This is a genomic window from Methylobacterium gossipiicola, from assembly GCF_900113485.1.
Classification (GTDB): Bacteria; Pseudomonadota; Alphaproteobacteria; order Rhizobiales; family Beijerinckiaceae; genus Methylobacterium; species Methylobacterium gossipiicola.
Genome location: NZ_FOPM01000044.1, coordinates 1 through 12892, shown reverse-complemented (window position 1 = coordinate 12892; position 12892 = coordinate 1). Strand labels below are relative to the sequence as shown.

Below are 12892 nucleotides of genomic sequence, written 5' to 3'. Positions count from 1 at the left end.
AGGTGCGGGATCGTGGGCTGCAGGCCGTAGAGGCAATCGTCCAGCGGCAGCAGGGTATGCCGCCGAAAAGCGACGACGATCGCCTCCTCCTCCGGCGTCAACGTCGTCGAGCGCGGCTCCTTCGGACCCATGGCGGCATCAGCCGTCGTCTCCCGATCACGCCACTTCTGGATCGTCGTCGGGCTGACGCCGTAGCGCTTGGCCGCCGCTCTCACGCTCTCTTGACGTAGCTGTATCGCGCGACGGACTGCCTCCGTCGTGCGGGCGCCCCGTGAAGAATTTGGCCCATAGCGCATCCCTCGCAGCGTGATGGTCAATCGTACCACCACACCGCGGGATCAAACACCTAGGGGGTCGGCAAGGCTGCCGCGCCCGAGCGCAGTGGCGGAGCGACGATCCGGCGATTGGCGAGGCGGGTCAGCGTCCGGATCGGCCCGAGGGCCAAGGTGGCGAACCGGATGTGGCGCGGCAGCTCGAATGGCCCGAGGGGCCGATAGACGAGGCGCGGGCTGACCCGTTCCGCCTCGGCGACGGCGAGGCCGGCGAGGGGCAAGGCGGCGATGCGGGCAGCGTCGGCCTCGGAAATCTTGAGGAGCCGTGCCCAGCCCTGCGTCTCGGCGAGGCGGCCACCGGCGTGGAGCCGGCGCAGGCGCCGGCGGCAGAGGTAGCGGAACACGGCGCGGGGCACGGCTTCCAGGCGGGCATCGCACAAGCTGTCGGGCTTCTCGCACCGGGCTCGGATGGTGTCGGCGACGCCGCCGGGCGCCCGGCCGACGAGGCGGCCCGACACCGTCACCACCACGTCGGGGGCGTGCCGCACATGAAAGCCTTGGCGCAGAAGGGCGGCAACGAAAGCTCCGTCCTCGCCGAGCGCGATGGCCGGCATGCCGTCGACGGCGAGGTAGGCGTCCCGCGTCACCGCCAGGGTGGCCCCGATGGTGGTGCGGTGGCACGGCCAGGGATCGTACGGATCGGGATCGATGCGCGCCTCCATCTCCGTCAGAAGGGCGCTGTAGGCGTCTTCCAGTCGGCCGCGTGTGTGCAGGGACGGCGGCAACAGGGCGGCTTCATCGGCATCGAGTTCGATTCGGCCCGCGACGGCATCGGCCCCCGCGCGCAGGGCCGCGAGGTTGCGCGCCACCCAGTCGGGCGGAACCCGGCTGTCGGCATCCGTGGACAGGATGGTGCCGGCGGCGGCGTCCGGTCCGATCCACTCGGCCGCCGCGTTCATCGCTTCGCGCCGTGCCCAGCCGGCATGAGCCCCGGCGAACTCCACGTGTGTCACCCGCATCGGCACCGACAGGCGAGGCCGCAGGGCTTCCACGAGGCCGAGGGTACCGTCGGTGCAGTTGTTCAGGAACAGCACGAGGCCGAGACTGCCGGGGGCAAGCCCGGTCTGGGCGTCGATGGCGCGCAAGCACGCCTCGATGCGCTCGGCCTCGTTGCGGACCGGTATGGCGATGACGGCGCTGGGCGAGGTCGGCGATGTAGGCGCGGGCACGTCGGGACTCCTGGCGACCGGCTCTCAGAAGCACGGCAGGCAGGGTCCCTAGCAGGTTGCATAAGCGGAACAATGGCCGCCGTGGCGGGGACGGTCCGCAGGAGCGCGGTCCGCCGTGGATGGTCAAGCTTCAGGCCGATCCGATGGGAACCATGTCGGCTCGATCCATTCGGTCGCCGGCGCGCGTGAAGCCCTGATTCTTTCCCGGAAGGGGCCGGTCGAGGGGGCTCGAGCCGCGCTCATCAGGCGGAAACGGCGGAATCCGAACGCCATCCGATTCCCTCGGAACGGCGAAGTTCGGTTGTCCTCACGCGCCGCGCGGATTTGTCGATCCCGCGACCACGTTCATCGAGCGGACGCCGTATCGTCTCGGATCACGACGGAGAATCCGTCACGTGCAGACCGTCCAAGGCAATCGACCCTGGGTGGCACGAGAAGACCGGAGCCACGACAATAAGAAATTCTTAGATACGGAACACAAGTTATTTTAGTTCTAAGCTGTGGTTGCATCGATGCAACAGAACATGAAAAGCCAACCAGGTCTAAAATCACTCAAATGTATACTGCATTTCCCGCATTGATCGGGGCGAGGCGCATTTTTATGACGTGATCGATCAATTCCACGTGTTCTCAGGACTCCCGTGTCGCGTCTTCTCTCCCGTCTTCTCTCTTCGGCACTGATGCCTGCTGCGCTCGCGACTGTACCGGGAGCCCTTGTGTGTGGACAAAGCCGGGCGCAGGGCGCGCCCACGAGCGTGACCCTGGAGACGCTCAGCGTCGCGGGCAATGGTTCGGGCACGGGAGGGCGCGGGGAAAGCGCGTTCGGTCCCGTCCCGGGCTACCTCGCCAAGCGGAGCGCCACCGGCACCAAGACCGACACGCCGCTCGCCGAGACGCCGCAATCCATCTCGGTGGTGGGCGAGCAGCAGGTCCGCGAGCAAGCGGCGACGAGCATTCAGGAAGCCCTGCGTTACACGGCCGGGGTCGCGGCCGAAGCCTACGGGCCGAGCACGCGCGGCGACTACCCGCGCATTCGCGGATCGGATGCCGCGATCTTCCTCGACGGCCTGCGCCTGAAGGATCGCGATTCCTTCAACGAACCCAGGCCCGAGCCCTACACCCTCTCCCGCTTCGAGGTCCTGCGCGGCCCCGCTTCGACGCTGTACGGTGCGAGCCCCGTCAGCGGTCTCGTCAATCTCGTATCGAAGCGGCCTCAGGATGTGCCGTTCCACGAGGCCGGCGTGCGGTTCGGCAATTACGGCTGGAAGGAGGCCTTCACGGATTCGACGGGGCGGCTCACGGAGGACGGCCAGTTCCTCTACCGCTTCGTCGGAGTCGGACGCCTCGCCGATGCGCAAACGGATTTCGTCGCCAACGACCGCTACGTCCTCAATCCATCCATCACCTGGCGGCCCTCCGCCGACACGAACTGGACGCTGATCGGCTTGCACCAGAAGGATGCCTTCGGGGCGTCCGACGGCTTCCTGCCGCGCGAGGGGGCGCTCTATCCCGGCCCGAACGGGTTCATCCCGTTCAACCGTTTCACGGGCGATCCGAAATTCAACCGCTACGAGACCGAGACGACGTCCATCACCAGCCTGTTCGAACATCGGTTCGAGGGCGATCTCGTCCTGCGGCAGAACACGCGCTTCAGCCACATCGACGGCTTGTACCAGTCGGCTTACCCCAACGTGTACACGCTCACGCCGAGCCCGGATCAGCCGAACGCGCCGTTCCTCGATCCGGCGCGCCGGACCGTCAATCGGTTCACCGGCGAGATTCGCTCAGTGAAGGATCGGATCACCACGGATACGAGCCTGCAGGGGCGGTTCGACATGGGACCGATCGCCCACACCCTGCTGGCGGGCGTCGATTTTCGCCAGCAATGGGACAGCACCCGCATGGGCCTGGGGTTCGATCCCCGCCCCTTCGATCTCTATGCCCCGGTCTATGACCGGGTGACGCCGCCCACCCTCGGCGCGCCGACGGTGGTGTCGCAGAACCAGACCGGCCTCTACCTTCAGGACCAAGCGCGGCTCGACCAGTGGATTCTCCTCGCCAGCGTGCGCCACGATTGGGTGAGCAGCGCCACGCGCGGTGCCGATGCGACGGCGAGCGAGGCCACCACCGGCCGGATCGGCCTCATGTACGCCTTCACGAACGGGATCACGCCCTACGTTTCCTACGCGACCTCGTTCACCCCGATCTTCGGCGCCAACGTGTGCACCACGGGCACCTGCCGGCCCATCGCGGGTGAGCAGATCGAGGGCGGTTTCAAGTACAACCCGACGCCGTGGTTTGCCCTGAACGCCGCCCTCTACGATACGGTGGAGCGCAACCGCCTCGCCCCCGATCCGAGCGGCCTGCCGTTCTCGGTTCAGATCGGCCGGGTCAAGATTCAGGGCGGCGATATCGAGGCCATCGCGACCATCGACGACGACACCAACATCATCGCGAGCTACGCCTACACGGATGTCCGCTATGCCGCCGGCGAGAATGCCGGGGCTCGGGTGGAGACGATGCCGCTGCACCTCGCCTCACTCTGGGTGACGCACCGCTTCACCCTCGCGGATCTGCCCGGCTCGTTCCTCGTCGGCGGTGGCGTCCGCTATATCGGCGAATCCTTCGATGGCTCGCTCAACAGCTTCAACACCCCGGCCGTCACCCTGGCGGATGCGCTGATCGGCTGGGAGGACGCCCATTGGCGGGCGCAGTTGAACGTCTCCAACATCGCCGACACCAAGTATCAGTCCACCTGCCTCGCGCGCGGCGACTGCTTCGTGGGCACGCGGCGCACGATTCTCGGCTCGCTCAGCTACCGGTTCTGACGGGCGGGGGCGGACAAGGGAGCATGGCCGACGGCGACCGGAGCGGATTGCCGGCCGCCGTCAACGACGCGAAGGCCAGCCTGCGCGCGCGCCTCGGAGGTTCGGGTGGGCAGGTTCTCACGATCCCGCTGCGCCTCAGCATCGGCGACCCGGACGATCCTGCACAGGCTCGAACTTGCCCCGCATCCGTGGTCGGCGTTTCTCGTGCTGCCGTTGTCCGGGCTCGCCAATGCCGGCGTATCCCTGGCGGGGTTCGCCCCCGGGATGCTCCTCGATCCGATGACCCTCGGCGTCGCCCTCGGTCTGCTCCTCGGCCAGCCGATCGGTGTCCTCGGCTTCGTACTCGCGACGGTGCGACTCGGCTGGGCAGCGTCCGGCCGGCGCGACGTGGCCGCGGATCGACGCCGTCTCCCTCCTCTGTGGCGTCGGCTTCACCATGAGCCTGTTCATCGGCCTCCTCGCCTTCGCGCAGGAGCCCCATCTCGAAGCCGAGACCGATGATCGGCGTGCTGCTCGGCTCCCGCGCCGCCATGGCGGCGGGGCGCTCGCATTACGGCTCGCTCCGGTGTGCCGAGGCGGGATCGGCGATACGGCCCGCGCCGGCATCGAGGCCGCCTTGGCCGGTCGTGCGCCCGTGTGGCATTCCTCGACTTCAAACCGGACCGCACATCCCACGATGCCGAGACTTACCGCGACCCTGCGCGAACTGTACGAGGCCGACACCCGGCGCGCGCATTCTTTCCGCTACGCCCTGCTGGTGCTCGACGTTGCGACGGTCACCTTCGTGATCGTCACCTCCTTTCTGCCGCTGATGCCCTGGATCATCGCCTGCGACCTGGCGCTGGGCCTGGGCATTCTGGCGGATTGCGCCTGCCGCCTGGCCATCAGCCGCGCGCCCCTCCGTGAATTCCGGCATCTCAGCACATGGGCGGACCTCGTGGCCGTAGCCTCGTTCCTCGCCCCCGTCGTCGTCGAAGGCGTCGGCTTCCTGCGCATCCTGCGGACGCTACGCCTGTTGCGCACCTACCACCTGCTGGAGCGCTTGCGGCAGGACAGCAAGGTCTTTCGCCGGAACGAGGACGCGATCCTGGCCGCGACCAACCTCGGCGTGTTCGTGTTCACGATGACGGGCATCGTCTACGCCACCCAACACGGCACCAACCCGGCGATCCAGACGCCCATCGACGCCCTCTACTTCACGGTGACGTCGCTGACGACGACGGGCTACGGCGACATCACCCTCCCGGGACCGACGGGTCGGCTGATCTCGGTCTTCGTGATGATCTGCGGCGTGACACTCTTCTTCCGCCTCGCGCAGGTGGTGTTCCGCCCCTACAAGGTGCGCTTCTCCTGTACCGCCTGCGGATTGCAGCGGCACGAACCGGACGCGGTGCACTGCAAGGCCTGCGGCAACATCCTGAACATCCCCGACGAGGGAGCGGACTGACGGCCCCGTCGTGGTCGTCGCCTGAGGGGCAGGACCGTCGCGGGACCTTAGAACGGGCTCTCGGAGGCCACTCGCACCGCCGCGATCTCGGCCGGGGAGGGCGGGCGCAGCACCGCGAGATCGTCGTTGCGCCAGTCCTTCGATACGTGGCCGAGGCGCGCGAACGCGTCGAGCCATCCGTCCATGGGCCAGAAGCCGTGACGGGCGTGAAAACGGCGGGCGTTGCGGACGATGCTGTCGAAGTGCTGGAGCGGCGGATCGCAGGCGGGGTGATGCTGGTGGTAGGCTTCGCCCCCCGCCGTGAGGAGCACCGGGACTCCGGCGGCGGCGGCGCGGAAGGCGAGATCCGTGTCCTCGGCCCCGTAGCCGTCGAAGCCCTCGTCGAAGCCGCCGAGGCGGTCGAAGGTTTTGGCGCGGACCCCGAAGGCGAGGGACCAGAACAGCCCGGGATTGTCCGTCGGTGCGTAACCGTATTCGGGGAACACCCGCACCGGATGCGGCCGGCCGGCCGCGCGCAGGTCCTGCTCCATCCAATCGTCCGTCACGGCGCCTTCGGGCAGGTAGCGCAGCTCGCAGCAGATCAGGCCGTCGACTTCGTCGAGGTCGCAGGAAAGGCTTGGAACGAGGTCGGCCGAGGGGATGCAATCGACGTCGAGATAGACGAGGTGCTTGCCCGAGGCCGCCGCGCGGCCGGCATTGCGGGCGCGGGCGAGGGGCAGACCCGGCGCGTCGAGGACGATCCGCCGGATGGGAAAGCCGTAATCCGGCAGGGGAGGGGGCTCCGCCCCCATCTCGACCACGATGCACTGGTCGAACGCGCCGCCGCGCGCCAAGCCTTCGAGGAGGCGGGCGAGGTGGGCGTCGCGGCCCTTGTTCAGGGTGATGACGCTGATGCTCACGGCTGGATAGCTTCCGGTTGCAGCGCGATGAAGATCTCGTAGGGGCCTTCGAAATTCGCGATCATCTCGGGGGCGAGGCGAAACCCCGTGGGGTCGTCGTGGATGAGATCCGTGGTCTGGGACCGATGGGCAGCAATGGCGCGCCCCTTCGCAGCCACATGCGCCGAGACGTCGAGGCGATGGCCCTCGGGGGCGGCACCGACTTCCGTCTCGGCCGGCAGGGTCCAGCCCCAAACCGGATACGCGAAGGCCGTCAGGGTCGGACGCATGCCTTGAGCCAGCCCGACGATGGCGGCAGAGGCCTGGTGATCGCAGTGCGGATCGTGCCCCCAGGTGACGAAGACCGCGCCCGCCTCGCAGGCATCGACCTCTTCGAGGATCGCGGTCGCGGCGGCCTCGGCCTTCGGGCCGGCGCTCGGCGCGTGGGCATCGGGCAGGCGCAGGAACCGCACGTGCTCGGGGGCGAGGCCGAGTTCCGCCACCGCCGCGCGGGTCTCGTCCTCGCGTAAGGCGCGCAGACGCTCGGGCGGATAGAGCGCCGAATGGGTGTGCGAGCCGCACCCATCCGTCACCACCACGAGGCGGACGGCGCGGCCGAGGCGGCGGGCTTCGGCGATGAGACCGCCGCAGCCGAGGCTCTCGTCGTCGGGATGGGGCGCGACCACGACAAGTCCCTTGTCGCCCACCAGGGCCTCCAGGGGGGCGACGGGCAATTGCCTCGCGGCGGCAAAGAACCCTTCGACATTCATGGGAGCCTCGCTTCGTGTCGTGTGTCGGCGCCGGCATCACCGATGCGGCGGGGGAGATCAAGCGGCCGGAGTGTTACTGCGCCGCCTCGATGGCTTCACGCCCGGCCTCCAGATCGGCGGCATCGGCTCGCGGAGCCTCCTGGACCTTCGGGGCGGCCTCCGACCGGTAGAGAGAGATGAGGATCGGGAAATGGTCGGAGCCGATATGCGGCAGGCGTTCCAGGCGGCCGAGCAGGAAGTCGTCGCTGAAGAACACGTGGTCGAGGGGCCAGCGCAGCATCGGCCAGTTGGCGTTGAAGGTGGGGAACAGCCCCCGCCCGATGCGCGGGTCGAGGAGGCCCGAGATCTTCTGGAACAGGGTGGTGGTGCGCGACCACGCGACGTCGTTGAGGTCGCCGGCCACCACCGCCGGCCCGCCGGTCTTCCGCACCTCGTGCGCGACCATCACGAGTTCGGCGTCGCGTGGCGCGGAGCTGTGTCCGGGATGGGGCGGGCGGGGATGGACGCCGTGGAACGTAAAGCGGTCGCCCGACGGCAGCACCACGCCCGTGCGGATCGACGGCACGTCGTCCTCCAGCAGGAACCGGATCCGCGGATCTTCCAGGGGAAGCTTGGCGTAGAATAAGAGCCCGTAGGTGTTGGGCTGGGCCTGCTCGACGGCATGGGGATAGCGGGCGCGTAAGGGAGCGAGGGCGTCCCTCCAGCGGTCGTCGGTTTCGAGGAGCAGCACGAGGTCGGGATCGTGTCGGGTCACGAGGCGCAGGAGGGCGTCGTGATCGGTGTTGTCCTGCAGGACATTGGCCACGAGGATCGAGACCCGCCGGTCTTCGCGTCCCGTCACCTCGGCTGCCGCGACGGCCTGCGGCGCGTGGAGTGGCGTGAACGGCACGATCCGGGTGAGCTGATAGGCGAAGCAGGCCACGAGGGCGGCGGCGAGGACCAGCCCGCTCGCGTCACGGGCGAACGCCAGGAGTAGGGCGATCACCGGCAGGATCGCCACCGCCACCTGCAGGCGGGGAAAATCGAAGGTGCGGATGAACCCGGCATCGCTGCGCAGGAACGGCAGCAGCGTCGCGAGCACGAGCAGCCCGCCGATGCCCTTCAATCCCCAGACCCATCCCGCCACGCTCGGTCCCCTGCTTGCGGCCGGTGACGGCCAAGATCGATGAAACGCGGCGGCGCCACGATTGGTGCCCCCCGTGGGAACCGCACAGTCCGAGGTGCCCTTGCGCCCCTCGCCCGCGAGGGAATCGCGGCGCTTCGACCCTTCGCCTCGCGACGTGGCACCGCCTCAGGGGACCCGAGAGGGCGCGCGGCCCCGCGGATCGAGACGGTCCGCGAGGTCGCCGATATGCCGCGCCGCCCGCCCGACGGAACCGGTTCGCGCGAGGCTGCCGATGCGCTCCGGGTCTAGGGCGAGGCCGGCGCGCACCACGCCGGGCCATGCCTCCGGTGCCGGCCAGTCCGGACAATGGATGGCCGCCCCGAGCGCCGCCAGGGCGCGGGCCGTGGTCGCCTGTTCATCGAAGGCTCGCGCCTCGGGAAGGCAGACGAAGCGTTTGGCCCGCGCCGCGACGCTGGAGACGAGGCCATCGCCACCGGCTCCGATCACCAGGGTCGCGCGGTCGAGGAAGGCTCCGACATCGGAGACCCAGCCGTGCAGACGCAGATTCGTCGGCGCGTCGGCCCCGTCCCCCGTCACCGGGCCGACGACATGCCAGGTCCGCTCCGGCGTGGCACGGGCCGCCGCCGCGAGATCGGAAGCGGACCCGCCGACGCCCCCGCGCCCGTAGACCACCACGATGGACCCGTCTTCCTCCGCCCGGTGCGTCACGGGATCGGCGGCGAGAAAGCCGAGATGGTCTGTCTTGGCCCGGACCCAGTCGGGATTCGCGGCGCCGTCGAGGGCTTGCGGAAAGAACGCGAGCAGCCGCTCGGCGCTCCGGAACGCTTCGAGGTGGGGCGGGTCCGTGCGGTCCCCGGCGAGGCGCACGACCAGGGTCGGCACCGACAGGAGGCGCGCGAACAGCGCCACCTCGACGGAGACGTCGACGATCAGGAGCACCGGATCGGCCTGCGCCGCCCAGGCGGCAATGCCGGCCATGCGGGCGCGCAACCCGTCGACGCCGAGGGGGGCATAGTGCAGGGCGAGCGGCCGGTCCGCCGCGTGATCGCACCCATCGAAATCGGCCGTGATGCGATCGTCGGGGAGATCGAGGAAGGACGGCACGCAGGGGTCGGCACCCGCGAAGGTCCCCATGAGGGTGCAGGGCCGGTCGAGGGCCTCCGCCAGGAGGCGCGCCCGTGCCAGATGTCCCGCCCCCTGATGGTGGACATAGTAGCCGATGGGCCGCCGCATCAGGCGGCCGGCATTGCGCCGACCGGCGTGCCGTGCCCCTCGGCGAGGAGCCGCAGGCGTAGGGCGTCGAGGTCGGCGAGGGCCTGGTCGAGGGGCTGTGGCTCGGGCTCCGGCCCCAGGGCGCCCGCCAGGCCGTCGAGCCGCTCGACGAACGCGATGGCGTTCGGGCAGGGCTCTGCGGCGATTTCGGTCACCATGGCATCGATGACGGCCTGCGGCAGGCCGAGGCGGCGCAGAGCATCGGGCCAGTCGGCACCGCTCTCCCAGGCGCGGCGCCAATCGCGGCGGCGCTCGATGAGGGCGAGCCAAAACCGGGCCGGCGGCAGGAAGTAGCCTTCCCGCCCCTCCGCGACCCGCGCGCGGCGCAGCATCTCCGTTGCCATGCCACCGTCGACCCTTCCGGCGGCCCGGTCGGAGACCGCGATGGAGACGGCCGGGCAGTGTCGGACTCGTCCCCCCGCGCGACGAACACGGGCGACGAGGGCGTTGTCTTCGCCGCAGGCGAGGAGGGGTAGGCCGCCCACGGCCTCGTAGAGATCGGCCCGCAGGGCGAGACTCGCCGCCACATGGTCGCCGTGACGCGGCGCGGGATCGTGCGGAGGCGGATCGATCAAGTCTTCCAGGGCACGGACGCCGGCCCAGTAGCGCTCGATCCGGGCATGGAGATCGGCCACGACCGGATCGGGCCCCTCGGCTTCCGGGTCGATGACGAGGCGCCCCCCGATGAGGTCGGCCCCTTCCAGGGCCGCGAGATTGGCCGAAACCCAGTTCGGCGGGGCGACGGCATCGGCATCGGTGCTCATGAGCACGCCGTCCGTCACACCTTCGTCTTCCAGCCAAGCCCGGCCCGCCTCGAGGGCCATGCGCCGGGCGGTTCCCACATGGGCCACCTCGGGGGCGAGGCTGGCCTCGATGACCCGCAGGCGCAGGGTGGCGCCGATGGGGTCGTGGGCGAGGGCCTCGAGGACCGCCACGGTGCGGTCGGTGCAGTTATTGGCCAGCACCACGACGCGTAGACGCGCCTCCGGCGAGGCTCCGGCCTGATCCGCAAGCGACCGGATCAGCCGCGGAAGCGTCAGGGTCTCGTTGCGGGCGGGGACGCAGACGACAACCCGCGCGAGGGGGGCAGTTCCGCCATGCTCGGTCGTCACGGGCTCAGGCCTCGTCGAGGACGCGGTGAATCACCGGCCCGGCAACGCGCATCTCCTGATGATAGAGGGCCTCGTAGCGGTCGGTCATGATGGTGGCGTCGAACAGCTGTTCGGCCCGGCGCCGGCAGGCATGGCGCTCGAGGCGGATGGCTTGCGTGACGGCACGGCCGAGGTCGGCGACATCGTCGGCTTTCGCCAGGACGCCGGACGACGCATCGAGGATATCCGGGATGGCACCCCGGCCGAACGCCGCCACGGGCGTGCCGCAAGCGAGGGATTCGGCGACGACGAGGCCGAACGGCTCTTCCCAGCGCGGACTGCATAGGGTGACGTGGGCTTCGCCGACGCGCCGGGCGAGTTCGGCGTGGGACAGGTGCCCGAGATAGGTCACGTCCGGGCCGAGGCGGGGGGCGATCATGGTCTCCCAATAGGTGATGTCGGCCTGCGGACCGGCGAACAGCAGGGGGAGGCCGGCGGCCCGGGCCGCATCGATGGCGAGGTGCGGACCTTTCTCAGGCACCAATCGCCCCGTCCAGATGGCGTGGGGCGGGTCCTTCGGGGCGGGGTTGAACGCGAAGGCGTCGAGATCGATGCCGTTGCCGATGAGGAGGGGACGGGGGATGATTTCGCACCATTCCTCGGCGAGGGAGTCCGAGACGGCCGCGAAGGTCATGTCATGGGCACGGGCGCGCACGCCCTGTACGAAGGGCTCGAAGGGCGGCGTATGCAGGGCCGTCACCATGGGCGCCCGGACCTCACCCGCCCGGAACAGCGGCAGGGGGTGAAGGCTGTTGTTGTGGACGATGTCGAAATCCCCGAGGGCGACGGCGTCCATGATGGTCTCGTAGGCTTCGGCCTCGAGGCGGTCGATCCGCTCGGCGGAGGCGTCGTCGAACGCGCTGCCCGTGGGGGGGCAGATGGGGACGAGGCCGAGATCGGCCTGCGAGCCCTCGGACGCATAGAGAGTGACGGCGTGTCCCCTGGCCCGCAGGGCACTGGCGAGGAAATGCGTGTGCATCTCGAGGCCGCCCGGGAAAGGTTGGGCGATGGGAAACTTGAGATGCGCGATGATGGCGATCTTCAAAGGCTTGGACACTTGCTCGGCGAGGGCATGGCGCTTCGGCGCGGCATGACGACCGGCGACGGTGGCCCCCCAGCCGCGTCCGGCGACATCCGGCAAGGATCTGACCTGTGGCGCGCCGCCAAGGCCGCGTAGCCCGAGATCCAGGGAGCGTTCGAAAGCGGTCGGCGTATCGAACGAGTGCTTCGAGGTCGCTGCAGTCACGATTGAGAATCCGGTCCGCTCGAAGGCGAGGGGTCTTCTGTTTTTCACGGATTAGCTGAACGATCCCTGACTTGACCGACGATCGCGCCCCGAGAGCCGGCAGGGGAGAGGGCGGCGTACCGACACATCGGAATTCATGAGACCGACGGACGATGGAGCTTCGGCGCCGTCGCTGCATTGGCACAGCGCCCTTCGGAGCCCTGGACACTGGCGGGCCGACCGGGACGGTTGATCGCACATGAGACGCGTCACAACCAAAGCGCCAAGCCGGGTGGCCCCAACTCTGAAGCACAGGCCGGCTCGAATGCGGCATCGCTCTGAAGCCGAGAGGGGAGGGGACATCAGAGGATCGGCGCGGCACCCGTTCCACCAGAATGCCGTTTCCTTGCGTTTTCAGCGTCTTACGCCCGCCCGTCACGGAACCTTCTCGAAAAGCGCATCGGTTCGTCATTTGGGCGTTGACGGGCGGGGGTTGGGTCTCTAGAAGCCTGTTCATCGGCGGCGGCCAGCGGGTCTTTCGGGACTGGCGGGGCGGGTTGGCCGGTCATCTCGGAGATGTTGCGGATGGATGATCCGGCCTTGGCTGGATGGTCCGCTGTTTTTGTCTCTTGGATGCTGTCTTGTCTGGTTGGGCGGTCCGGTTCGCTGGATTGTCTGGGTTGACAGGGCGGAG

General features: G+C 69.2%; 9 protein-coding genes and 2 pseudogenes. 3 read left to right on the top strand and 8 right to left on the bottom strand.

Annotated features, from left to right (window positions below; genetic code table 11):
* Positions 1-289: pseudogene (locus BM249_RS20465) on the bottom strand (helix-turn-helix domain-containing protein); the annotation flags it as partial.
* A 57-nt stretch (positions 290-346) separates the two neighbouring features.
* On the bottom strand, positions 347-1501 hold the full coding sequence (locus BM249_RS20460; RefSeq protein ID WP_244528890.1) for a glycosyltransferase family 2 protein: 1155 nt from the start codon (positions 1499-1501) through the stop codon (positions 347-349).
* A gap of 680 nt (positions 1502-2181) precedes the next feature.
* Here BM249_RS20460 and BM249_RS20455 point away from each other — a divergent pair.
* The 3 genes and pseudogenes from BM249_RS20455 to BM249_RS20445 all read left to right on the top strand — a co-directional run bounded on the left by BM249_RS20455 (position 2182) and on the right by BM249_RS20445 (position 5776).
* Positions 2182-4329 carry a TonB-dependent siderophore receptor gene (locus BM249_RS20455; RefSeq protein WP_091975422.1) on the top strand — a complete coding sequence of 716 codons (2148 nt, stop codon included), beginning with the start codon at positions 2182-2184 and terminating at the stop codon, positions 4327-4329.
* A 105-nt stretch (positions 4330-4434) separates the two neighbouring features.
* Positions 4435-4744, top strand: a pseudogene (locus tag BM249_RS22065) (Na+/H+ antiporter NhaA); the annotation flags it as partial.
* 261 nt (positions 4745-5005) lie between these two features.
* Positions 5006-5776 (top strand): potassium channel family protein, encoded by a 771-nt coding sequence (locus tag BM249_RS20445; protein WP_091975418.1) that lies wholly within the window; start codon positions 5006-5008, stop codon positions 5774-5776.
* Between the two features lie 47 nt (positions 5777-5823).
* Here BM249_RS20445 and BM249_RS20440 read toward each other — a convergent pair whose 3' ends face one another.
* The 6 genes from BM249_RS20440 to BM249_RS20415 form a co-directional block, all read right to left on the bottom strand.
* Positions 5824-6675 carry a glycosyltransferase family 2 protein gene (locus BM249_RS20440; RefSeq protein ID WP_091975416.1) on the bottom strand — a complete coding sequence of 284 codons (852 nt, stop codon included), beginning with the start codon at positions 6673-6675 and terminating at the stop codon, positions 5824-5826.
* Complete coding sequence (locus BM249_RS20435; protein ID WP_091975414.1) at positions 6672-7424, bottom strand: PIG-L deacetylase family protein; 753 nt, start codon at positions 7422-7424, stop codon at positions 6672-6674. Before BM249_RS20435 ends, BM249_RS20440 begins: the two co-directional genes overlap by 4 nt.
* 73 nt (positions 7425-7497) lie before the next feature.
* Positions 7498-8550 (bottom strand): endonuclease/exonuclease/phosphatase family protein, encoded by a 1053-nt coding sequence (locus BM249_RS20430; RefSeq protein ID WP_091975413.1) that lies wholly within the window; start codon positions 8548-8550, stop codon positions 7498-7500.
* Positions 8551-8715: 165 nt separating this feature from the next.
* Complete coding sequence (locus BM249_RS20425) at positions 8716-9783, bottom strand: glycosyltransferase (protein WP_091975411.1); 1068 nt, start codon at positions 9781-9783, stop codon at positions 8716-8718.
* Positions 9783-10934: a glycosyltransferase family 2 protein gene (locus BM249_RS20420; RefSeq protein WP_091975409.1), complete on the bottom strand. Its 1152-nt coding sequence runs from the start codon at positions 10932-10934 to the stop codon at positions 9783-9785. Before BM249_RS20420 ends, BM249_RS20425 begins: the two co-directional genes overlap by 1 nt.
* A 4-nt stretch (positions 10935-10938) precedes the next feature.
* Positions 10939-12018 (bottom strand): glycosyltransferase, encoded by a 1080-nt coding sequence (locus BM249_RS20415; RefSeq protein WP_091975420.1) that lies wholly within the window; start codon positions 12016-12018, stop codon positions 10939-10941.
* Positions 12019-12892: the final 874 nt, after the last annotated feature.

Bases quoted from the DNA above. Each gene is read 5' to 3' on its own strand.
- BM249_RS20435 (WP_091975414.1), bottom strand. From the start codon at position 7,424: ATGAATGTCGAAGGGTTCTTTGCCGCCGCGAGGCAATTGCCCGTCGCC.
- BM249_RS20455 (WP_091975422.1), top strand. From the start codon at position 2,182: ATGCCTGCTGCGCTCGCGACTGTACCGGGAGCCCTTGTGTGTGGACAA.
- BM249_RS20425 (WP_091975411.1), bottom strand. From the start codon at position 9,783: ATGCGGCGGCCCATCGGCTACTATGTCCACCATCAGGGGGCGGGACAT.
- BM249_RS20445 (WP_091975418.1), top strand. From the start codon at position 5,006: ATGCCGAGACTTACCGCGACCCTGCGCGAACTGTACGAGGCCGACACC.